29 protein-coding genes are annotated in these 19,756 nt (G+C 62.1%); all 29 read left to right on the top strand.

The window, feature by feature from the left end; all coding sequences use genetic code 11:
* The first annotated feature begins 197 nt into the window (after nt 1-197).
* A complete protein-coding gene (locus tag KG104_RS14380) occupies nt 198-4,535 on the top strand; it encodes a hypothetical protein (RefSeq protein WP_216202323.1) in 4,338 nt (1,445 codons plus the stop codon).
* A gap of 32 nt (nt 4,536-4,567) precedes the next feature.
* Entirely contained in the window at nt 4,568-4,693 is a 126-nt protein-coding gene (locus KG104_RS18225; protein ID WP_258059862.1) for a hypothetical protein, read from the top strand.
* 468 nt (nt 4,694-5,161) lie between these two features.
* Nucleotides 5,162-5,470 carry a 30S ribosomal protein S10 gene (gene rpsJ / locus KG104_RS14375; RefSeq protein WP_003803825.1) on the top strand — a complete coding sequence of 103 codons (309 nt, stop codon included), beginning with the start codon at nt 5,162-5,164 and terminating at the stop codon, nt 5,468-5,470.
* Between the two features lie 17 nt (nt 5,471-5,487).
* On the top strand, nt 5,488-6,144 hold the full coding sequence (rplC, locus tag KG104_RS14370) for a 50S ribosomal protein L3 (protein ID WP_104052738.1): 657 nt from the start codon (nt 5,488-5,490) through the stop codon (nt 6,142-6,144).
* Nucleotides 6,145-6,148: 4 nt separating this feature from the next.
* The gene (gene rplD, locus KG104_RS14365; RefSeq protein ID WP_104052737.1) at nt 6,149-6,763 is read left to right on the top strand and encodes a 50S ribosomal protein L4; all 615 of its coding nucleotides are present in this window, start codon (nt 6,149-6,151) and stop codon (nt 6,761-6,763) included.
* Nucleotides 6,760-7,065 carry a 50S ribosomal protein L23 gene (rplW, locus tag KG104_RS14360; RefSeq protein ID WP_104052736.1) on the top strand — a complete coding sequence of 102 codons (306 nt, stop codon included), beginning with the start codon at nt 6,760-6,762 and terminating at the stop codon, nt 7,063-7,065. Before rplD ends, rplW begins: the two co-directional genes overlap by 4 nt.
* Before the next feature lie 30 nt (nt 7,066-7,095).
* The gene (rplB, locus tag KG104_RS14355) at nt 7,096-7,935 is read left to right on the top strand and encodes a 50S ribosomal protein L2 (RefSeq protein ID WP_104052735.1); all 840 of its coding nucleotides are present in this window, start codon (nt 7,096-7,098) and stop codon (nt 7,933-7,935) included.
* Nucleotides 7,936-7,947: 12 nt separating this feature from the next.
* A complete protein-coding gene (gene rpsS / locus KG104_RS14350; RefSeq protein ID WP_104052734.1) occupies nt 7,948-8,229 on the top strand; it encodes a 30S ribosomal protein S19 in 282 nt (93 codons plus the stop codon).
* 38 nt (nt 8,230-8,267) lie between these two features.
* Complete coding sequence (gene rplV / locus KG104_RS14345) at nt 8,268-8,633, top strand: 50S ribosomal protein L22 (RefSeq protein ID WP_104052733.1); 366 nt, start codon at nt 8,268-8,270, stop codon at nt 8,631-8,633.
* A complete protein-coding gene (gene rpsC / locus KG104_RS14340) occupies nt 8,634-9,476 on the top strand; it encodes a 30S ribosomal protein S3 (RefSeq protein WP_104052732.1) in 843 nt (280 codons plus the stop codon).
* Nucleotides 9,477-9,893, top strand: a complete 417-nt coding sequence (gene rplP, locus KG104_RS14335) for a 50S ribosomal protein L16 (protein ID WP_104052731.1) — start codon at nt 9,477-9,479, stop codon at nt 9,891-9,893.
* Between the two features lie 2 nt (nt 9,894-9,895).
* Nucleotides 9,896-10,228 carry a 50S ribosomal protein L29 gene (rpmC, locus tag KG104_RS14330; protein WP_104052730.1) on the top strand — a complete coding sequence of 111 codons (333 nt, stop codon included), beginning with the start codon at nt 9,896-9,898 and terminating at the stop codon, nt 10,226-10,228.
* Nucleotides 10,225-10,530: a 30S ribosomal protein S17 gene (rpsQ, locus tag KG104_RS14325; RefSeq protein WP_104052729.1), complete on the top strand. Its 306-nt coding sequence runs from the start codon at nt 10,225-10,227 to the stop codon at nt 10,528-10,530. The genes rpmC and rpsQ overlap by 4 nt, the downstream gene beginning before the upstream one ends.
* 353 nt (nt 10,531-10,883) lie before the next feature.
* On the top strand, nt 10,884-11,252 hold the full coding sequence (gene rplN, locus KG104_RS14320) for a 50S ribosomal protein L14 (protein WP_055239356.1): 369 nt from the start codon (nt 10,884-10,886) through the stop codon (nt 11,250-11,252).
* Nucleotides 11,253-11,255: 3 nt separating this feature from the next.
* Entirely contained in the window at nt 11,256-11,615 is a 360-nt protein-coding gene (gene rplX, locus KG104_RS14315; RefSeq protein ID WP_104052728.1) for a 50S ribosomal protein L24, read from the top strand.
* Nucleotides 11,615-12,184 (top strand): 50S ribosomal protein L5, encoded by a 570-nt coding sequence (gene rplE / locus KG104_RS14310; protein ID WP_104052727.1) that lies wholly within the window; start codon nt 11,615-11,617, stop codon nt 12,182-12,184. The genes rplX and rplE overlap by 1 nt, the downstream gene beginning before the upstream one ends.
* A 90-nt stretch (nt 12,185-12,274) precedes the next feature.
* Nucleotides 12,275-12,673, top strand: coding sequence for a 30S ribosomal protein S8 (rpsH, locus tag KG104_RS14305; protein WP_104052725.1), 399 nt, complete (start codon nt 12,275-12,277; stop codon nt 12,671-12,673).
* Between the two features lie 18 nt (nt 12,674-12,691).
* Nucleotides 12,692-13,228, top strand: coding sequence for a 50S ribosomal protein L6 (rplF, locus tag KG104_RS14300; RefSeq protein WP_104052724.1), 537 nt, complete (start codon nt 12,692-12,694; stop codon nt 13,226-13,228).
* A gap of 2 nt (nt 13,229-13,230) precedes the next feature.
* Nucleotides 13,231-13,614, top strand: a complete 384-nt coding sequence (gene rplR / locus KG104_RS14295) for a 50S ribosomal protein L18 (RefSeq protein WP_104052723.1) — start codon at nt 13,231-13,233, stop codon at nt 13,612-13,614.
* 29 nt (nt 13,615-13,643) lie between these two features.
* Nucleotides 13,644-14,321 (top strand): 30S ribosomal protein S5, encoded by a 678-nt coding sequence (rpsE, locus tag KG104_RS14290; protein ID WP_181032224.1) that lies wholly within the window; start codon nt 13,644-13,646, stop codon nt 14,319-14,321.
* The gene (gene rpmD / locus KG104_RS14285) at nt 14,321-14,533 is read left to right on the top strand and encodes a 50S ribosomal protein L30 (protein WP_104052721.1); all 213 of its coding nucleotides are present in this window, start codon (nt 14,321-14,323) and stop codon (nt 14,531-14,533) included. Before rpsE ends, rpmD begins: the two co-directional genes overlap by 1 nt.
* Before the next feature lies 1 nt (nt 14,534).
* Nucleotides 14,535-14,999, top strand: coding sequence for a 50S ribosomal protein L15 (gene rplO, locus KG104_RS14280; protein ID WP_104052720.1), 465 nt, complete (start codon nt 14,535-14,537; stop codon nt 14,997-14,999).
* A 253-nt stretch (nt 15,000-15,252) separates the two neighbouring features.
* Nucleotides 15,253-16,563 (top strand): preprotein translocase subunit SecY, encoded by a 1,311-nt coding sequence (gene secY, locus KG104_RS14275; RefSeq protein ID WP_104052719.1) that lies wholly within the window; start codon nt 15,253-15,255, stop codon nt 16,561-16,563.
* Nucleotides 16,560-17,132, top strand: a complete 573-nt coding sequence (locus tag KG104_RS14270; protein ID WP_104052718.1) for an adenylate kinase — start codon at nt 16,560-16,562, stop codon at nt 17,130-17,132. The genes secY and KG104_RS14270 overlap by 4 nt, the downstream gene beginning before the upstream one ends.
* 15 nt (nt 17,133-17,147) lie before the next feature.
* On the top strand, nt 17,148-17,978 hold the full coding sequence (map, locus tag KG104_RS14265) for a type I methionyl aminopeptidase (RefSeq protein ID WP_207347907.1): 831 nt from the start codon (nt 17,148-17,150) through the stop codon (nt 17,976-17,978).
* A gap of 255 nt (nt 17,979-18,233) precedes the next feature.
* Nucleotides 18,234-18,455, top strand: a complete 222-nt coding sequence (infA, locus tag KG104_RS14260; RefSeq protein WP_055239372.1) for a translation initiation factor IF-1 — start codon at nt 18,234-18,236, stop codon at nt 18,453-18,455.
* A gap of 84 nt (nt 18,456-18,539) precedes the next feature.
* Nucleotides 18,540-18,653 (top strand): 50S ribosomal protein L36, encoded by a 114-nt coding sequence (gene rpmJ / locus KG104_RS14255; RefSeq protein WP_012397712.1) that lies wholly within the window; start codon nt 18,540-18,542, stop codon nt 18,651-18,653.
* Nucleotides 18,654-18,811: 158 nt separating this feature from the next.
* Nucleotides 18,812-19,189, top strand: coding sequence for a 30S ribosomal protein S13 (gene rpsM / locus KG104_RS14250; protein ID WP_104052716.1), 378 nt, complete (start codon nt 18,812-18,814; stop codon nt 19,187-19,189).
* A 67-nt stretch (nt 19,190-19,256) separates the two neighbouring features.
* Nucleotides 19,257-19,658, top strand: coding sequence for a 30S ribosomal protein S11 (gene rpsK, locus KG104_RS14245; protein WP_104052715.1), 402 nt, complete (start codon nt 19,257-19,259; stop codon nt 19,656-19,658).
* The last annotated feature ends 98 nt before the right edge of the window (nt 19,659-19,756 follow it).

The following is a 19,756-nucleotide window of genomic DNA, read 5'->3' as shown; positions in this document are numbered from 1 at the left end:
ATCCTGCCTCCGGGTAAGGATACGAACTGAAAAGATGTCCCCGCTGCTCACGCAGCGGGGACATCTTGCTTTAACCGGGCGGTGGGCCGGCAGGCAGGTGAGTTATCCCCATCCGCGGTGCACTCTGTCCTGAAGCCAACGACAACGCCTCTATGATGTGAAGCAGATTTGCATCGCTTAATGGGGGTTGACGGGCAATGGAGATAGTAGTTGGGGCGGTCCTGGTGCTCATGGGCATCGGTTTCGCCATAGGCTGGTTCTGCCGCGGCCACGGCTCGCAGGCTTCGGAACCTGCTGTGCCGGCACAGGCACAGGCACAGGCGGCGCCGGCGGCGTCAGAGGCTCTCAGCAAGGCTTACAACGAAGGTTACCGGGCCGGCTACACCATCGCTTCTGCGGCGCACGGGGCCGGCAGCGAGACTGCCCTGCGGCAGCCCGTCCTGGAAATTCCCAGACCACCCGAGACTGCCAGACCACCGGAGACTGCCAAACCACCGGAGACTGCCAAACCGCCGGAAACTCCCCGCCTGGACGGTCCGCCGCCCGAGGCACTCCGGGCCGGACCGGTTCCGTCCCTGTCCACTCCCGCCCGGCCTGCGCCTCCTCCGGCCGTGACTCCCGGTCCCAAGCAACTTGCGGCCCTGAAGGCGGAAGAGGAAGCCCGCAAACACCGCAGGGACCTGCGCAACATCAACATCACCCTCTACGCTGCGTGCCTCCTGCTGGTTGCCGCCGCCTCACTCTTCATCGGCTTGGCAATATCGCAGACCGCACGGTTTGCGGGCGTGAGCATTGTTTCCGGATTGTTTTACGCCGGCGGGCTGGCTGTGCATGCAAGAAGCCGGCGGCTGCGGCCAGCCGGGGTGGCCTTTACCGGAACCGGTTTGGCTCTCATCCCTGTAGTGGGCCTGGCATTGAACAACTTTGTGCTCCGCGATGCGCCCCTGGCCTGGCTGGCCACCTCGCTTGTCGGAACCATGGCGTTTGGCTATGCAGCTGCAAAGCTGGACAGCAGGGTTGTTGCCTACCTGTCCATAACCTTCCTGCTCTCGACAGCGCTGGCCTCAGGTGCCGCCCTGCGCTCCGGAATTGTCTGGTACTTTCTCTTCACTGTCCTGTTGGCGACGGCGATCTCCCTGATGGCCATGCGCCGCCCGGCGTGGCTGAACAACCTGTATCTGGACGCCTTTGTCAGCTCCCACCGCTTCCTGGTTCCGGCCACGGCAGCCGTGGCGGTCCTAACAGCCGCAGAGCTGGGAGGATGGCAGTTCTCCATCCTGTTCCTGTCGTTCGCCTGCTACTACGCCGTTCTGTTCCTGCAGAGCCCGCGGCGGGAACGCCTGATCAACAGCTACGGTTTCCGGATCTCGGCCACGGCAGGACTGGCAGTGCTGTCCTACGAGGTTGGCGATGATCTTGGAACCGCGCTCCTTGTCCTTTCCCTGCTCCTGGCGCTCCAAACAGCGGGACTGGCGGCGTGGCGCCGTCACTATGATGCCGTTGGCGGAAAACGATTCTTCGGTGTCGATCTGGTTATCCTGCTGTGCCTACAAGCCGCTGCCGCAGTTGCTGCAGGAATCGCAGCATCCTTCGAAGGCGGCAGCGGGAGCTTGGCCACGTTCACCGCCACGTCTGTGCTGGTACTGATCACGTTCATGGTTGCGGCTTGGAAGGTGCCTTTTGTTCCCGCCGCAACGGTTGCAGCGGCGGCACTGCCCGGCTTTATTCCCCGGCTCTTTGACCCTTGGGACGGATCGCTGTGGACGGCCGTCCTGCTGGGCGTGTTGGTAGTGGCCTTCCTGGTCCTGCGCGCTGTCTCCTCGTCCGGCGTGCAGCGCCAGGACTTTATCGTCGGCGCGCGGTGCGCCGCTACCGGCCTGGTGCCTGTCCTGTCCGTGGCGGGAATGGAAAGTGCCAGTCTGGACGGGCAGACCGTGTGGGCGTGGACCCTGACCCTGTCTATTGCCGCCGTACTGCTGAACCAGGTGCTGTCCGTTTACCTGCTGGGCGCCGGCCGTCCGGTTCGGTTTACGGATGCCGTGCTGGGCGGCGCGGCCGGGCTGGTGCCGGTGCTGACGGTGTGGCTGCGGTTCGTGGAGGATCCGGGGACTGTGCTCACGGTGTGCGTGGTGTTCGGTGCGCTGGCCGTGAATGTGCTGACGTCGGTGGTGCTGCGGCGGTTCTTCGCCGCGAGTTCCTGGTTGGAGTGGGTGGGCCCTGGCGGGTTTGCTGCGGCTGCGCTGGTTGGTGCCGGGGTGCTGGGGCTGCGCGGGTATGAGGTGCTTGCTGGTGCGGCTTTGGTTTACTGCGGGTTCATGGCTGTGCGGTGGGCGCGGGCGGAAGTGCGGGGCCGGTACGTGCTGGCAGCCCAGGTGATGCTGACGGTGTTGGCGGCGCTGGTTGTTGCGGACCTGGAGTTGAGCGTGCACGGGGTGTTTGTTGCGGTGGCTGTTTCGGTGGCCGTTCAGCAGGTGGTGCGGACGGTGTTGCAGGACCGGTTCGGCAGTGTGGGACTGGGCCAGCTGGTACCGGTTGCTCAGTGGGGGAGCATCGCGGTGCTGGCTTTGCTGCCCCTGGCCTACTTCCTCATTGCTGTTCCGGTCCAAAAGCCCACGTACGTGCTGCTGCTGGGAATTGCCGTCGGGATGACTCTCTTTATGCAGGCAGCGGCAACGGCACGGATGGTTTCCGGCCGTCCGGTTCGGTTTGCGGATGCCGTGCTGGGCGGCGCGGCCGGGCTGGTGCCGGTGCTGACGGTGTGGCTGCGGTTCGTGGAGGATCCGGGGACTGTGCTCACGGTGTGCGTGGTGTTCGGTGCGCTGGCCGTGAATGTGCTGACGTCGGTGGTGCTGCGGCGGTTCTTCGCCGCGAGTTCCTGGTTGGAGTGGGTGGGCCCTGGCGGGTTTGCTGCGGCTGCGCTGGTTGGTGCCGGGGTGCTGGGGCTGCGCGGGTATGAGGTGCTTGTCGGTGCGGCTTTGGTTTACTGCGGGTTCATGGCTGTGCGGTGGGCGCGGGCGGAAGTGCGGGGCCGGTACGTGCTGGCAGCCCAGGTGATGCTGACGGTGTTGGCGGCGCTGGTTGTTGCGGACCTGGAGTTGAGCGTGCACGGGGTGTTTGTTGCGGTGGCTGTTTCGGTGGCCGTTCAGCAGGTGGTGCGGACGGTGTTGCAGGACCGGTTCGGCAGTGTGGGACTGGGCCAGCTGGTACCGGTTGCTCAGTGGGGGAGCATCGCGGTGCTGGCTTTGCTGCCCCTGGCCTACTTCCAAATTGCAGGCAGCGGGACTCAGCGCCATGTTGTGGCACTTTCCTTGGTGCTGCTCCTGAGCGTGTCCCTGGCGGCTTTCCGAAAGGACCGGAACGGCAACGCCCTGTATGCCGGCGTCTATGCCCTGGGACTGCTTCCCGTTGTGCTGGCACCTGTCATCCAGTTCAGCAGCGGAGGAGTCCTGGGCAAGGGGACCGGAGCCGCCGAGTCGCCAATCTCCGTGGACGCTGCCTGCGTGGCCCTCCTGGTGCTTGGGGCAGCAGCGCTCTTCGGCGAGTGCCGGAAAGAGGCCGGGCGAAACGTCCGCAACCCCTTCCTTGTTGCCGCCGGCGGCTATCCCGTTCTGGTGCTGGCACTGGCCGTCTGGGAGGGACAGGCGTTGTTTGACGGATTGGCCCTGTTGCTTCTGGCCGCAGGGTTTCTCGGTGTTTCTTTCACCCGTAAGCTTCCGTGGCTCGCTGCTGCAGCATCGGCGGGGATCCTGGCTGCTTCGTTCCTGCTTTACGGATGGATCATCCGTGACATTCTGGAGATCGCATTCCTGCCCGGCTCCGCGCAGTTGTGGCCGGGTTTTTCAGCTGCCGTGGTGCTGTACGCGGTACGGACTGTGTGCTCCGTCCTTCCACAGAATCCCGACGCCGTGCTGCGGCAACGCATTTTAGGCTCCAGCGCGTCTCTCATCGCCGCGGGCGCAGGAGTCGCGGCCATGTCCACGGACAACGCCTCAGCGCTTTACGGTTCCGTGGTCCTGATCTGCGCTCTGGCGGCAGCAGTCCTGGAAGTACCGGCCGAGCGGCGGGAGGATGCGGGGGAAGCCGGTGCCCTCGTGGGTGCACTGGCACTGCAGCGCATCATCTGGTTATTCGTTGAAGACACCGGCTGGTTCTGGGCACTGCAATTCTGGGTGGTGTTTCTGGCAGCGCTTGCCGTCTACGAGTTCTACCGCCGCCGCAGCGCGCGGGGAGCAGTTGTCCTGTCAGCCTCCGCGGCGCTGCTGTCCGCTACCGGTTTGACCACCGTAGTCAGCGGGAACGCCGGCGAGCAGGTGTGGGCACTGGTGGCGCATACTGGCCTGCTGGCGTTCGGCGTCCTCGCCAGCCGGCGGCTGTTCACGGTTTGGGGCGCCGCCGGGGTTGCCCTTGCTGTGCTCTGGTATCTGCGCGGCTACACGTTCCTGCTGCTTGCGCTCCTGGCCGCAGCCCTCATTGCCCTGGCTGTCTGGAGGCTGAACCGGGTGCGTTCGGACTCAGCAGGAGAACCCGCATCCTAGAGGCTGACCCGCGTCTGGTTTAGGATCGACAAATGGAACTACTGATCATCCTTGCCGTTGTTGTGGCTGTCGCAGGCGCCGTCGTTTGGGGTCGGCGGACCTTCCGCCGTGAACTCGACAGGGGCAAGCGCATCCGCCGTTCCAACCGCAGGCCCTGAGCCTGGTTTTCCGTGGGCCCCGGCCTGCGCTAAACTGGGGAACGTTGACTTGTTATAGGCCGCGGACCATCGCGGCTGATCTGCTTGGCAGCAGAACGCCGATTGGCGGATTCTGCGCTGTTCTGGCAGACTAGAGAAGTTGTTCAAGCGCTTTTGTGCCCGCATGCGCCGTCCGGTCCGAATGGATCGGCCCCAAGCGTGTGATGAGATTGCGTCCCGGTCAGGATAATGCCTGATGCAGGGGCGGATCCTTTAGGGGAAAAGCCCATATATAACCCGCCCCCATTCTTGCCAGGGCGTCGCAGATGCAACATCCGCGACACGCCCGAGCGCGGGGGTCGGAGCCTCGGCAGGGTGAGGAACCCGGATTTATCCGGATTCAGTCTGTTGGAGGAGTGCCAGGCCGTAAAGGCAGCTAGGTACAAAAACTGTACAGAGAGCAATACTCGAAGAAAGAGGCACGACGCCATGGCGGGACAAAAAATCCGCATCCGGCTGAAGTCGTATGACCACGAGGTCATCGACGTATCAGCACGGAAGATCGTTGAGACGGTCACGCGTGCAGGCGCAACGGTAGTAGGCCCCGTGCCGCTGCCCACGGAAAAGAACGTGTACTGCGTTATCCGTTCGCCGCACAAGTACAAGGACAGCCGCGAGCACTTTGAAATGCGCACGCACAAGCGTCTGATCGACATCATTGACCCCACGCCTAAGGCCGTTGACTCGCTGATGCGTCTTGACCTGCCTGCAGACGTGAACATCGAAATCAAGCTGTAGGGGGGGAGCAGATACATATGTCTACTTCACTTACACGCCAGGTCAAGGGCCTTCTGGGTACCAAGCTGGGCATGACTCAGGTCTGGGACGAGAACAACAAGCTCATCCCGGTGACCGTTGTCCAGGCTGACTCAAACGTTGTTACGCAGCTGCGCAACGCGGACAAGGACGGCTACACCGCCGTTCAGATCGGCTACGGCCAGATCGACCCGCGCAAGGTGACCAAGCCGCTGGCCGGCCACTTTGAAAAGGCAGGCGTCACGCCTCGCCGCCACGTTGTTGAACTGCGCACCGCAGACGCCGACACCTACGAGCTGGGCCAGGAACTCTCTGTTGAGATTTTCGAAGCCGGCCAGAAGGTCGACGTCACCGGAACCTCCAAGGGCAAGGGCTTCGCCGGTGTTATGAAGCGTCACGGCTTCCACGGCGTCGGTGCCTCCCACGGTGCACACAAGAACCACCGTAAGCCCGGTTCCATCGGTGGCGCATCCACCCCGGGCCGCGTCTTCAAGGGCGTTCGGATGGCAGGCCGCATGGGCGCCGTCCGCCACACCACGATGAACCTCACGGTTCACGGTGTGGACGCCGAGAAGTCGCTCCTGCTGATCAAGGGTGCCATTCCCGGCGCCCGCGGCCAGGTCGTCCTCGTACGCACCGCCGTGAAGGGAGCTTAGTCTCATGGCTAACGAAACCACTGTTGAATTCCCCGCAGCACTCTTCGACGTTCAGACGAACGTTCCGCTTCTGCACCAGGTTGTAGTTGCTCAGCTTGCAGCTGCCCGCCAGGGTACGCACAAGACGAAGACCCGCGCAGAGGTCTCCGGTGCAGGCCGCAAGCCGTTCAAGCAGAAGGGTACCGGCCGCGCCCGTCAGGGTTCCATCCGTGCTCCTCACATGACCGGTGGTGGCGTGGTTCACGGACCGACGCCCCGCGACTACAGCCAGCGCACCCCCAAGAAGATGATTGCCGCCGCACTCCGCGGTGCACTCTCGGACCGGGCACGCAACGGCCGCATCCACGTGCTGGAAACCCTGGTAGCCGGCGAAACGCCGTCCACCAAGGCTGCTCGTGAGTCCCTGCGTTCGCTGACCGAACGCAAGAACATGCTCGTTGTTATCGAGCGCGCCAACGACGTTGCTGCACTGTCCGTGCGCAACCTCACCGATGTTCATGTGATCTATGTAGATCAGCTGAACACGTATGACGTGCTGGTTGCCGACGACGTGGTCTTCACCAAGGCTGCCTACGACGAGTTCGTCGGCAAGAACACTGTCAAGGAGGACGCCAAATGAGCGCGACCACCGCTAAGGACCCTCGCGACGTAGTGCTTGCACCCGTCGTTTCGGAAAAGAGCTACGGCCTGATCGACGAAGGTAAGTACACCTTCCTGGTCGACCCCCGCTCCAACAAGACCGAGATCAAGCTGGCCGTGGAGAAAATCTTCTCCGTCAAGGTCGACTCGATCAACACCATCAACCGTGCCGGTAAGCGCAAGCGGACCAAGTTCGGATGGGGACAGCGCAAGAACACCAAGCGCGCCATTGTCACCCTGAAGGACGGCACAATCGACATCTTCGGCGGTCCGCTCAGCTAGGGCGGAGACCACTTTAACGAGGAATAAATAATGGGAATCCGTAAATACAAGCCGACTACACCGGGCCGTCGCGGCTCGAGCGTAGCCGACTTCACCGAAATCACGCGGTCGACGCCGGAAAAGTCGTTGGTACGCCCGCTGCCCAAAAAGGGCGGCCGTAACAACACCGGTAAGATCACGACCAGGCACAAGGGTGGTGGGCACAAGCGTCAGTACCGTCTGATCGACTTCCGCCGCCACGACAAGGACGGCGTCGACGCTCGCGTTGCCGAGATCGAATACGATCCGAACCGTACCGCCCGCATTGCACTGCTGCACTACGTTGATGGCACCAAGCGTTACATCATTGCTCCGAACAAGCTCAAGCAGGGCGACCACGTAGAGGCCGGCGCCGGCGCTGATATCAAGCCCGGCAACAACCTGCCCCTGCGCAACATCCCCGTGGGTACCACCATCCACGCAGTTGAACTGCGTCCGGGCGGCGGTGCCAAGATGGCCCGCTCCGCCGGTGCATCGGTTCAGCTTGTTGCCAAGGAAGGCCGCTTCGCCCAGCTGCGTCTGCCTTCCGGCGAAATCCGTAACGTCGACGCCCGTTGCCGCGCAACGGTCGGCGAGGTCGGCAACGCCGAGCAGTCCAACATCAACTGGGGTAAGGCCGGCCGTATGCGCTGGAAGGGCGTACGCCCGACCGTCCGCGGTGTCGCCATGAACCCGGTCGACCACCCGCACGGTGGTGGTGAAGGTAAGACCTCCGGTGGACGCCACCCGGTCAACCCGAACGGTAAGCGCGAAGGCCGCACACGCCGCCCCAATAAAGAGAGCGACAACCTCATTGTGCGTCGCCGTCGTTCCGGCAAGAACAAGCGATAGGAGCCTGGAAACATGCCACGCAGCCTGAAGAAAGGCCCCTTCGTCGACCAGCACCTGTTCCTTAAGGTAGCGGCCGAAAACGAAAAGGGCACCAAGAACGTCATCAAGACGTGGTCCCGTCGTTCGATGATCATCCCCGACATGCTCGGGCACACGATCGCCGTACACGACGGACGTAAGCACATTCCGGTGTTTGTCACCGAGTCGATGGTCGGGCACAAGCTCGGCGAATTCGCTCTGACGCGGACATTCCGCGGCCATGTGAAGGACGACCGCAAGGGCAAGCGCCGCTAGGCGCTGCTCTTTCGGCAGAAGACGAGAGAAGGAAAGCAATGGAAGCCAAGGCAATTGCGCGTCATATCCGCGTAACGCCTATGAAGGCCCGGCGCGTCGTCAACCTTGTTCGTGGCAAGCAAGCGAATGAGGCTCTGGCAATTCTGAAGTTTGCCCCCCAGGCAGCTTCGGAGCCGGTATTCAAGGTAGTTCAGTCGGCCATGGCCAACGCACGTGTCCTCGCGGACCGTGACGGTGTGGCCTTCGATGAGGGTGACCTCTTCATCAGCGAAGCATTCGTTGACGAAGGGCCCACCATGAAGCGGTTCCAGCCCCGTGCACAGGGCCGCGCGTACCGCATCAACAAGCGGACCAGCCACGTCACTGTGGTTGTCGCAACCCCCAAAATCGAGGAGGAACGCTAAGTGGGACAGAAGGTTAACCCGCACGGGTTCCGACTCGGCATTACCACTGACCATGTATCGCACTGGTTTGCTGACAGCAACAAGCCGGGCCAGCGCTACAAGGACTTCGTCCGCGAGGACATCAAGATCCGTCAGCTGATGTCCACCGGCATGGACCGCGCCGGCATCGCCAAGGTTGAGATCGAGCGCACCCGTGACCGTGTCCGCGTGGATATCCACACGGCTCGTCCGGGCATCGTCATCGGTCGCCGCGGCGCCGAAGCAGACCGCATCCGCGGCGAGCTGGAGAAGCTCACGGGCAAGCAGGTTCAGCTGAACATCCTCGAGGTCAAGAACCCCGAGATGGAAGCACAGCTTGTTGCCCAGGGCGTTGCTGAGCAGCTCTCTTCCCGCGTGGCTTTCCGCCGTGCAATGAAGAAGGCTATCCAGTCCGCACAGCGTGCAGGTGCAAAGGGTATCCGTATCCAGTGCTCCGGCCGTCTGGGCGGCGCTGAAATGAGCCGTTCGGAGTTCTACCGCGAAGGCCGTGTGCCCCTGCACACCCTCCGCGCGCAGATCGACTACGGCTTCTTCGAAGCCAAGACCACCTTCGGCCGCATCGGTGTGAAGGTTTGGATCTACAAGGGTGACGTTACCGCCAAGGAACTGGCTGCACAGCAGGCTGCTGCACCGTCCCGCGGACGTTCCAGCGACCGTCCGGGCCGCGGCCCGGCCGATCGCGGAGACCGTGGCGGCGACCGCCGTCGTCGTCCCGAGCGTGCCGACAAGGCCGCCGCGCCTGCTGCTGCAGAGGCTCCGGCCGCTGAGGCAGCCGCTCCCGCAGCAGAAGGAGGACAGGCTTAAATGCTTATCCCACGTCGAGTCAAGTTCCGCAAGCAGCACCACCCGGGTCGTTCCGGCGCTGCTACCGGCGGCACCGCAGTCAGCTTTGGCGAGTGGGGTATTCAGGCTCTGACGCCTGCATACGTCACCAACCGTCAGATCGAAGCTGCACGTATTGCCATGACGCGCCACATCAAGCGCGGCGGTAAGGTCTGGATCAACATCTACCCTGACCGTCCGCTGACGAAGAAGCCGGCCGAAACCCGCATGGGTTCCGGTAAGGGTTCTCCGGAGTGGTGGGTTGCAAACGTGAAGCCGGGTCGGGTTCTCTTTGAGATCTCCGGTGTTAATGAAGAGGTAGCTCGTGAGGCACTGCGCCTGGCGATCCATAAGCTGCCGTTGAAGGCACGCATTGTGCGTCGCGAGGGTGGTGAATAGAAATGGCAATTGGTTCAAAGGAACTGGCATCGAAGCAGCTTGACGGCTTCGATAAGGACCGTCTCGTCGAGGAACTTCGCAAGGCCAAGGAAGAGCTGTTCAACCTCCGCTTCCAGTCCGCAACCGGCCAGCTGGAAAGCCACGGCCGTCTGCGCGTAGTGAAGCGCGACATCGCACGCATCTACACCGTGCTGCGTGAGCGCGAGCTGGGGATTCGTCCCGAGGTTGTTGCTCCCGTTGAGGAAGCAGCTCCTGAAAAGGCAGCGAAGAAGTCCAAGAAGAAGGCTACTGAGTCTGAAGCTGAAGCCAAGGTCGCTGAGGATGATGCCAAATGAGTGAAAACAAGAATGAGGCAGCAGTGACAACTGACGCAAACGGCGCCGATGCCCGCGGGTACCGGAAGACCGCACGCGGCTACGTGGTTTCGGACAAGATGGATAAGACCATCGTTGTCCAGGTTGAAGACCGCGTGAAGCACGCCCTGTACGGCAAGGTGCTTCGCCGCACTTCGAAGCTCAAGGCCCACGACGAGCAGAATGCTGCCGGCGTTGGAGACCTCGTGCTGGTCTCGGAAACCCGGCCGCTCTCCGCTACGAAGCGGTGGCGCCTGGTCGAGATCCTCGAAAAGGCCAAGTAACAAAGAAGTACATCCGGCCGGCCGCCGGTGAGCTGATCCTCTCGGGATGAGCTCGCCGGCAACCGCCATCCGGCGACAGGGCCCCGGCCGCGTTATCATCCGATTTCGCATCCGGGGCCCTTTCGCGGTAAACTTGAAATCTTGTCTGTGCGGTGCGGAAGTGTGTCCAGTTTTGGACTGAACATCCTCACCGCCGTATGAGACAAAAGCCCGATAATCTTGTTCGGCACTTTGCCGCGGCCAGCCGCGGTTCGCCCCTGGCGGGGAAGTGCTGAGTACCAGTATTACGGGGTCCACCCATATCCGTTCCGCAAGGCTCAATTTGAGAACCGGCGCGACGACAGGAGTAATAAGTGATTCAGCAGGAGTCGCGACTGAAGGTCGCCGACAACACGGGTGCCAAGGAAATCTTGACCATCCGCGTTCTCGGTGGATCCGGCCGTCGCTACGCAGGCATTGGCGACACCATTGTTGCCACCGTCAAGGATGCAATTCCCGGCGGCAACGTCAAGAAGGGCGATGTGGTCAAGGCCGTCATCGTTCGTACCAAGAAGGAACGCCGCCGCCAGGACGGTTCCTACATCAAGTTCGATGAGAACGCTGCAGTGATCTTGAAGAATGACGGAGACCCCCGCGGTACCCGCATCTTCGGCCCGGTCGGCCGCGAACTTCGCGACAAGAAGTTCATGAAGATCATTTCGCTGGCTCCGGAGGTGCTGTAGTCCATGGCAAAAATCAAAAAGGGTGACCTGGTTCAGGTCATCACCGGTGCAAAGGCTGACCGCGGCGGCGACCGCGGCAAGCAGGGCAAGGTTCTGAAGGTTTACACCGACACCAACCGCGTTCTGGTTGAAGGAATCAACACTGTCAAGAAGCACACCAAGGTTGGACAGTCCTCCAAGGGCTCCAAGACCGGTGGCATCGAAACCGTTGAGGCTCCCATCCACGTTTCCAACGTCGCAGTCGTTGACCCGGAAACGAAGAAGCCGACCCGCGTTGGCTACCGCCAGGAAATCGTCGAAAAAGACGGCCGTGAGCGCACTGTGCGTATCCGCGTCGCCAAGGGCTCTGGGAAGGACCTCTAATGACTGAGACTGTCACCAAGACCGTCCCCCGTCTGAAGACCCGCTACGCAGCGGAGATCAAGAAGACCCTGCAGGACGAATTCAACTACGCAAACGTCAACCAGGTTCCCCGCCTCGTCAAGGTGGTTGTGAACATGGGTGTTGGAGATGCCGCCAAGGACTCCAAGCTCATTGACGGCGCAGTCAAGGACCTGACCCAGATCACGGGTCAGAAGCCGCAGGTTACGAAGGCCCGCAAGTCCATCGCACAGTTCAAGCTGCGCGAAGGCATGCCCATCGGCTGCCACGCAACTCTGCGTGGAGACCGCATGTGGGAATTCGTGGACCGCCTGGTTACCCTCGCCCTGCCGCGTATCCGCGACTTCCGCGGCCTGAACGGCAAGCAGTTCGACGGCAACGGCAACTACACGTTCGGCCTGACCGAACAGTCGATGTTCCACGAAATCGATCAGGACAAGATCGACCGCGTACGCGGCATGGACATCACCGTGGTTACCACTGCAAAGACCGATGACGAGGGACGCGCGCTGCTGAAGGCGCTCGGCTTCCCGTTCAAATCCGAAGATTAATTACTACGTAACAGGTCCGACGGACCCCCGGCCAGGTGCGCCTGAGCCGGAACTCCGCAGGAAACCGTTACGAGGGAGGGCAAGAGCCCAATGACAATGACAGATCCTGTCGCAGACATGCTTACGCGTCTGCGCAATGCAAACTCGGCATACCACGATTCCGTGTCCATGCCTTACAGCAAGCTCAAGGCACGCGTTGCTGACATCCTGAAGGCCGAGGGCTACATTGCCGGCTGGAAGGAAGAAGAGGCCGTCGTCGGCAAGAAGCTGACCCTTGATCTCAAATTCGGTCCGAACCGCGAGCGTTCCATCGCCGGCGTGCGTCGTATCTCCAAGCCCGGTCTGCGCGTATACGCAAAGTCCACCAACCTGCCGCGTGTTCTCGGTGGTCTGGGAATCGCAATCCTGTCGACGTCGTCAGGTCTCCTGACCGACCGCCAGGCCGCCAAGAAGGGTGTAGGTGGGGAAGTCCTCGCCTACGTCTGGTAGCAGGGAAGGGAAAGAAAAATGTCACGTATTGGACGTCTGCCCATCTCGGTTCCTGCCGGAGTTGAAATTTCCGTTGACGGCAACCTTGTCTCCGTCAAGGGTGCCAAGGGCGAGCTGAGCCACACTGTGCCCAGCCCGATCACTGTCACGCTCGAAGACAACACCATCACCGTTGCCCGCCCGAACGACGAGCGCGAATCCCGTTCCCTTCACGGCCTGACCCGCACCCTGATCAGCAACATGATCACCGGTGTGACCGAAGGCTACAAGAAGGACCTGGAAATCGTTGGTACCGGTTACCGCGTAGTGGCCAAGGGTTCGGACCTCGAGTTCGCCCTGGGCTACAGCCACCCGGTTCCGGTCACGGCACCCGAGGGCATCACGCTTACCGTCGTGGGCCCCACGAAGGTCACAGTGTCCGGCATCGACAAGCAGCAGGTGGGCGAGGTTTCGGCCAACATCCGCAAGCTGCGCAAGCCCGATCCCTACAAGGGCAAGGGTATTCGTTATGCCGGCGAGATTGTCCGCCGCAAGGTCGGAAAGGCTGGTAAGTAACCATGGCCATCAGCATTAACAAGAAGCGTAATTCCAAGAGCAAGTCGGCTGCACGCAGCCGTCGCCAGCTGCGCATCCGCAAGCGGATCTCCGGTACCGCGGCTCGTCCGCGCCTGGTGGTCAACCGCTCGGCCCGCCACGTATTCGTCCAGGTTGTCGATGACACCCGCGGCGTAACCGTTGCATCGGCTTCCACCATGGAAGCTGACCTGCGCGCACTGGACGGCGACAAGACTGCCAAGTCCAAGCGCGTTGGCGAGCTCGTTGCCGAGCGTGCCAAGGCTGCCGGCGTTGAAGCCGTTGTCTTCGACCGCGGTGGCAACCGCTACCACGGCCGTATCGCGGCCGTTGCAGACGGCGCACGCGAAGGTGGGCTGTCACTGTGACCGAGGCTAACAAGGAAAAGGAAAATCAGGTGACTGAAGCTACAGCTGCTGAGGCAACTGAGACCAAGGACGCCGCCGCTCCCGCCACTGACGACCGCCGCGGCGGACGCAAGGGCGAGCAGCGCTCCGACCGTGGAGGCCGCGGCGAACGCGGTGGCCGCGGTGGCCGCGACGGCGGACGCAACGATGAGAAGGACAAGTTCATTGAACGCGTCGTGACCATCAACCGCGTCGCCAAGGTTGTCAAGGGTGGTCGTCGCTTCAGCTTCACCGCCCTCGTTGTTGTCGGAGACGGCAACGGCATGGTTGGTGTCGGCTACGGCAAGGCCAAGGAAGTTCCCTCCGCAATCGCGAAGGCCGTTGAAGAAGCCAAGAAGACTTTCTTCCGCGTCCCGCGTATCGGTGGAACCATCCCGCACCTGGTCCAGGGCGAAGCTGCTGCAGGCGTTGTCCTGCTGCGTCCGGCTTCCCCGGGTACCGGTGTTATCGCCGGTGGTCCGGTCCGCGCCATTCTCGAATGCGCCGGTATCCATGACGTACTGTCCAAGTCGCTCGGGTCCTCCAACGCCATCAACATCGTGCACGCCACGGTTGATGCGCTGAAGCGCCTCGAAGAGCCTCAGGCAGTGGCTGCCCGCCGCGGCCTGCCGCTGGACGAGGTTGTGCCTGCTGCGATGCTCCGCAACATGCAGAAGGCAGGTGCCTGATGACTACTCCGAAGAACGTTGCCGTCAGCACGGCAACACTGAAGATTACTCAGATTAAGTCCACCATCGGTGGTAAGCAGAATCAGAAGGACACGCTGCGCTCATTGGGCCTGCGGCACATCGGTGCTACCACCGTTCGTACTGCAGACGCCGTGACCGTTGGCATGATCAACACGGTTCCGCACCTCGTGAAGGTTGAGGAGGCGAATTAACATGGCCGAAGAAAACAACAACGAGCACGCGCTCAAGGTTCACCACCTGCGTCCGGCACCCGGTGCCAAGACGGCCAAGACCCGTGTTGGCCGCGGTGAAGGTTCCAAGGGTAAGACCGCAGGCCGCGGTATGAAGGGCACCAAGGCCCGTTACCAGGTCAAGGCCGGTTTCGCTGGCGGGCAGCTGCCGCTGCATATGCGCCTGCCGAAGCTGCGCGGCTTCAAGAACCCGTTCCGGGTCGAGTTCCAGGTAGTAAACCTGGACAAGATCTCGGAGCTGTTCCCCGAAGGCGGCGACGTCACCGTTGCCGATCTGGTGGCCAAGGGCGCCGTTCGCAAGAACCAGCCCGTCAAAGTCCTGGGCTCCGGCGACATCACCGTCAAGGTGAATGTCACGGCAGATGCCTTCTCCGCCAGTGCGGCTGAGAAGATTGCCGCTGCAGGCGGATCGACCACGGCGCTCTAAGCACTGTGTCTGATTCGTGCAATGACTTCGGGCGGCCGGGAGACCGGCCCCCGGCAGTCGTCTGCACGGCAAGCAGGACTACGACTAAACTCTTGGCGGGCCGCCCTGCGGCCCGCCGGGGGTTTAGTTTTGTTTAAGGCACTACTACGCCGCGGGCCCCGTTAACGTTCTACGGGGCATGAGCGGATAGACTCTGTTTTTGTTACCAGTCCATTTGGACTTCACCTACTTCAGATCTCATTCAGGAGGACGCTTGCTTAGCGCTATTGGCCGGGCTTTCCGGACGCCAGACCTGCGACGCAAGCTGTTGTTTACGCTGGGAATCATCACTATCTTCCGCATGGGTGCTTTTATCCCGGCCCCGGGTGTTGACTACGGCAATGTGCAGCAGTGCTTGGCTCTGGGTGCCACTTCAGGTGGCCTCTACGAATTCGTTAACCTCTTTAGCGGCGGCGCCCTGCTGCAGGTCTCCATCTTTGCCCTGGGCATCATGCCGTACATCACCGCCAGCATCATCGTTCAGCTGCTGCGCGTCGTGATTCCCCACTTCCAGGCCCTCTACGAGGAAGGGGCCCAGGGACAGTCCAAGCTGACGCAGTACACGCGTTACCTGACCATCGCCCTTGGCCTGCTTAACGCCACCACCGTTGTCTCCCTGGCCCGCACAGGAGCGCTGTTCAACAACGCCTGCTCCGTGCCGATCATCCCGGATGACAACATCATCACCATCCTGCTGCTCATCATCACGCTGACAGCCGGCACCGGCCTCATCATGTGGATGGGTGAACTGGTCACCGAAAAGGGCGTCGGCAACGGCATGTCCCTCCTGATCTTCACCTCGATCGCCGCAGGCTTCCCGAGCTCGCTCGGCGCCATCCTCAGTGCGCAGGGCTGGACCGTCTTCCTTGCCGTTCTCGCCATCGGCGTCCTGGTGGTTGCCCTCGTCATCTTTGTCGAGCAGTCCCAGCGCCGCATTCCGGTGCAGTACGCCAAGCGCATGGTGGGCCGCCGCACCGTCGGGGGCACGAACACCTACATTCCCATCAAGGTCAACATGGCCGGCGTCATCCCGGTGATCTTCGCGTCCTCCATGCTGTATCTGCCGTCGCTGATTGCCCAGTTCAACACCCCTGCCAACGGCGCACCGCCGGAGTGGGTCATCTGGATCAACAATTACCTCACCAGCGGCGACCATCCGTTCTACATGGCCGTCTACTTCCTGCTGATCGTGTTCTTCACCTACTTCTACGTGTCGATCACCTTCAACCCGGAGGAAGTCTCGGAAAACATGAAGAAATACGGCGGCTTCATTCCCGGCATCCGGGCCGGCCGCCCCACCGCCGAATACCTGCAGTACGTGCTGTCCCGCATCACCCTGCCCGGCGCCCTCTACTTGGGTTTTGTTGCCCTCATTCCGCTGATTGCTCTGGTGCTGGTCGGAGCTAACGCGAACTTCCCGTTCGGCGGAACCTCGATCCTCATCATGGTTGGTGTGGGACTCGAAACAGTCAAACAAATTGACGCGCAGCTCCAGCAGCGTCACTACGAAGGGTTATTGCGATGACAAGAATGCTCATTATCGGACCTCCCGGCGCCGGCAAAGGCACACAGGCGGCCCGGATCTCGGAGCGGCTTGGGGTCACTGCAATCTCCACCGGCGACATCTTCCGCGCCAACGTCAAGAATGAAACACCCCTTGGCATCGAGGCCAAGAAGTACATCGACGCCGGAAACTTTGTGCCGGATTCCGTCACCAACGAAATGGTCCGGGCGCGGCTGCAGGAAGACGACGTGAAAGACGGGTTCCTCCTGGACGGCTACCCCCGCACTGCTGCGCAGGTTGAAGAGCTGGACGACATCCTGGCCGGGAAGGGCCAGAAGCTCGACGTCGTCCTGCAGCTGACGGCCGACGACGAGGAACTCGTTCAGCGTCTGCTCAAGCGGGCAGAACTTGAAGGCCGCGCCGACGACAACGAGGACGTCATCCGGCACCGTCTGGACCTGTACAAGGCCCAGACCGCTGACGTCGTCGCCAGCTACGACAAGCGCGGCATCGTGGCCCGCGTTGACGGACTGGGCGGCATTGACGATGTCACCGAGCGCGTCATGGAAGCCCTCAAAGATATTTGCTAGAGAGTTAGAAGAGATATGTTCGGCCAGCCTCGAATCCAATACAAAACCAACGCGCAGATGCGCATCATGCGTGAGGCCGGCCTCGTGCTGATCCGGGCGCTTGACGCCGCCGTAGAGGCCGCGGTGGTTGGTGCAACCACAGCGGACATCGACGCTGCGTTTGCCGTGGTGCTCAAGGACGCGGGGGCAACCTCGAACTTCCTTGGCTATCACGGCTACCCGGCAACGGTCTGCGTGTCGGTGAACGAGGAAGTGGTTCACGGCATTCCGGGGGAGCGGGTCCTCACAGACGGGGACATCCTGTCGATCGACGGGGGAGCCGTGGTTAACGGCTGGCACTCGGACTCGGCGCGCACCGTCATTGTGGGCGCCGCGGATCCCGAGGACCAGCGGCTGTCCGACGTCACGGAGCAGGCCATGTGGCACGGCATCGCTGCCGCAGCCAAGGGCCGGTTTGTCGGCGACATCGGAGCGGCCATCGATGACTACGTTTCTTCGGTTCCGGGCAAGCCGCTCGGAATCCTGGAGGACTATGTGGGTCACGGCATCGGTACCGAGATGCACCAGGCGCCGGATGTGCTCAACTACCGGACCTCGCACAACGGTCCCAAGCTCCGGCCCGGACTGTGCCTGGCCATCGAGCCGATGCTGGTCCGCGGCAAGATTGAGACCGTCACACTGGAGGACGACTGGACGGTGGTTACCACCGACAAATCCCGCGCCTCGCAGTGGGAACACTCGGTGGCGGTTCATGAAAAGGGAATCTGGGTCCTGACCTCCCCCGATGGTGGAGCCGCAAAGCTGGCTCCGCTGGGCGTGACGCCGGTGCCGATTCCCGAAGAATGATTGCTGCACCCGGTCCCCGTTCGCGGGGACCGGGGGCGGCAGGCGGGGTGGGATTTAACTTAATCCCCCTTGTCGAGTAGAGTTATCTGTTGGTTGTCTCTATATTCGTGCCCTTTTCCAAGCACGCGGGCCGCTGTTCAAGCGGCCGGCAGTGCGGACTTCGCCTCAGTTGGCGGGGGCAGGAAGCATCCGGGAGAACCAAAGACATAAACCGTCCTGCGCGTATGCGCATGGACACAGACGTTAGCGGAGGATATGGCCAAGAAAGACGGCGTCATTGAGATTGAGGGCTCGGTCAACGAAGCCCTGCCCAACGCGATGTTCCGCGTTGAGCTGGCCAACGGTCACATTGTGCTCGCACACATCTCGGGAAAGATGCGTCAACACTACATTCGCATCCTCCCCGGAGACCGCGTTGTGGTGGAACTTAGCCCGTACGACCTCACCCGGGGCCGTATCGTCTACCGCTACAAGTAAAAACCGCCGCAAACAGCCGGCGTTCCGGACAGTTGGAACGCCTGCCGCCAGCGGCCCAACCCTGCAACCACGCAAAGGATAACCATGAAGGTCCAGCCGAGCGTCAAGCAGATCTGCGATAAGTGCAAGGTGATTCGCCGTAACGGTCGAGTCATGGTGATCTGCGAGAACCCGCGCCACAAGCAGCGCCAGGGCTAATTTCCTGCTTTCAGGGACGGCCCACGCGTAGTAGTAATTTGAATATGGCAGTGCAGCGTTGATACGCGTAACGCATACCCCCGGCACGGAGGCCGGGGACCTGGCAACAGGGACGCACTGCTTCAGACCTCCGGTGAAACAAGAGGAGAACCGCCGATATGGCACGTCTCGCTGGCGTTGACATTCCCCGCGAAAAGCGGGTAGTGATTGCGCTTACCTATATCTACGGCGTGGGCAAGACCCGTGCAGACCAGACCCTGGCAGAGACCGGCATCAGCCCGGATACTCGCGTCAAGGACCTCACGGACGCTGAACTTGTTCAGCTGCGTGACTACATCGAGGGCAACTTCAAGGTTGAGGGTGACCTCCGCCGCGAGGTAGCCGCTGACATCCGCCGCAAGGTGGAAATCGGCAGCTACCAGGGTATCCGCCACCGTCGTGGCATGCCCGTTCACGGCCAGCGCACGAAGACCAACGCTCGTACCCGCAAGGGCCCGAAGCGTACGGTTGCCGGTAAGAAGAAGGCCGCCCGCTAAACCTAGCGGTGTGAGGCCACGGCCCCTTTAGCGGGCCACCTAAACCAAACTCTTTGTAGGAGAAGCAATGCCCCCCAAGACTCGTGGAGCGGTCCGCAAACCGCGTCGCAAGGATAAGAAGAATATCGCGCTGGGCCAGGCGCATATCAAGAGCACGTTCAACAACACCATCGTGTCCATCACGGACCCGTCCGGTGCTGTTATCTCATGGGCTTCCGCCGGTGAGGTTGGCTTCAAGGGCTCTCGCAAGTCCACCCCGTTCGCTGCGCAGATGGCTGCTGAAGCCGCTGCAAAGCGCGCCCAGGAGCACGGCGTCCGCAAGGTCGACGTCTTCGTCAAGGGTCCGGGATCCGGCCGCGAAACCGCTATCCGTTCGCTCCAGGCCACCGGCCTGGAAGTTGGCTCCATTTCGGATGTCACCCCGAGCGCGCACAACGGCTGCCGTCCCCCGAAGCGCCGCCGCGTCTAAGCAGCACTTGCGGTACCGGTAATATCCGGCGGGCGGTCCACCCTTCGGGGCGGGCCGCCCATCGGACGCCTCCGGCTCCGGGCACGTGGCTGCCAGCC

It is taken from the genome of Arthrobacter sunyaminii (assembly GCF_018866305.1).
GTDB lineage: Bacteria > Actinomycetota > Actinomycetes > Actinomycetales > Micrococcaceae > Arthrobacter_B > Arthrobacter_B sunyaminii.
Note: the sequence above shows the minus strand (reverse complement) of the source record. Positions and strands in the feature narration are given on the sequence as shown.

Bases quoted from the DNA above. Each gene is read 5' to 3' on its own strand.
- KG104_RS14380 (WP_216202323.1), top strand. From the start codon at position 198: ATGGAGATAGTAGTTGGGGCGGTCCTGGTGCTCATGGGCATCGGTTTC.
- KG104_RS18225 (WP_258059862.1), top strand. From the start codon at position 4,568: ATGGAACTACTGATCATCCTTGCCGTTGTTGTGGCTGTCGCAGGCGCC.
- rpsJ (WP_003803825.1), top strand. From the start codon at position 5,162: ATGGCGGGACAAAAAATCCGCATCCGGCTGAAGTCGTATGACCACGAG.
- rplC (WP_104052738.1), top strand. From the start codon at position 5,488: ATGTCTACTTCACTTACACGCCAGGTCAAGGGCCTTCTGGGTACCAAG.
- rplD (WP_104052737.1), top strand. From the start codon at position 6,149: ATGGCTAACGAAACCACTGTTGAATTCCCCGCAGCACTCTTCGACGTT.
- rplW (WP_104052736.1), top strand. From the start codon at position 6,760: ATGAGCGCGACCACCGCTAAGGACCCTCGCGACGTAGTGCTTGCACCC.
- rplB (WP_104052735.1), top strand. From the start codon at position 7,096: ATGGGAATCCGTAAATACAAGCCGACTACACCGGGCCGTCGCGGCTCG.
- rpsS (WP_104052734.1), top strand. From the start codon at position 7,948: ATGCCACGCAGCCTGAAGAAAGGCCCCTTCGTCGACCAGCACCTGTTC.
- rplV (WP_104052733.1), top strand. From the start codon at position 8,268: ATGGAAGCCAAGGCAATTGCGCGTCATATCCGCGTAACGCCTATGAAG.
- rplP (WP_104052731.1), top strand. From the start codon at position 9,477: ATGCTTATCCCACGTCGAGTCAAGTTCCGCAAGCAGCACCACCCGGGT.
- rpmC (WP_104052730.1), top strand. From the start codon at position 9,896: ATGGCAATTGGTTCAAAGGAACTGGCATCGAAGCAGCTTGACGGCTTC.
- rpsQ (WP_104052729.1), top strand. From the start codon at position 10,225: ATGAGTGAAAACAAGAATGAGGCAGCAGTGACAACTGACGCAAACGGC.
- rplX (WP_104052728.1), top strand. From the start codon at position 11,256: ATGGCAAAAATCAAAAAGGGTGACCTGGTTCAGGTCATCACCGGTGCA.
- rplE (WP_104052727.1), top strand. From the start codon at position 11,615: ATGACTGAGACTGTCACCAAGACCGTCCCCCGTCTGAAGACCCGCTAC.
- rpsH (WP_104052725.1), top strand. From the start codon at position 12,275: ATGACAATGACAGATCCTGTCGCAGACATGCTTACGCGTCTGCGCAAT.
- rplF (WP_104052724.1), top strand. From the start codon at position 12,692: ATGTCACGTATTGGACGTCTGCCCATCTCGGTTCCTGCCGGAGTTGAA.
- rplR (WP_104052723.1), top strand. From the start codon at position 13,231: ATGGCCATCAGCATTAACAAGAAGCGTAATTCCAAGAGCAAGTCGGCT.
- rpmD (WP_104052721.1), top strand. From the start codon at position 14,321: ATGACTACTCCGAAGAACGTTGCCGTCAGCACGGCAACACTGAAGATT.
- rplO (WP_104052720.1), top strand. From the start codon at position 14,535: ATGGCCGAAGAAAACAACAACGAGCACGCGCTCAAGGTTCACCACCTG.
- KG104_RS14270 (WP_104052718.1), top strand. From the start codon at position 16,560: ATGACAAGAATGCTCATTATCGGACCTCCCGGCGCCGGCAAAGGCACA.
- map (WP_207347907.1), top strand. From the start codon at position 17,148: ATGTTCGGCCAGCCTCGAATCCAATACAAAACCAACGCGCAGATGCGC.
- infA (WP_055239372.1), top strand. From the start codon at position 18,234: ATGGCCAAGAAAGACGGCGTCATTGAGATTGAGGGCTCGGTCAACGAA.
- rpmJ (WP_012397712.1), top strand. From the start codon at position 18,540: ATGAAGGTCCAGCCGAGCGTCAAGCAGATCTGCGATAAGTGCAAGGTG.
- rpsM (WP_104052716.1), top strand. From the start codon at position 18,812: ATGGCACGTCTCGCTGGCGTTGACATTCCCCGCGAAAAGCGGGTAGTG.
- rpsK (WP_104052715.1), top strand. From the start codon at position 19,257: ATGCCCCCCAAGACTCGTGGAGCGGTCCGCAAACCGCGTCGCAAGGAT.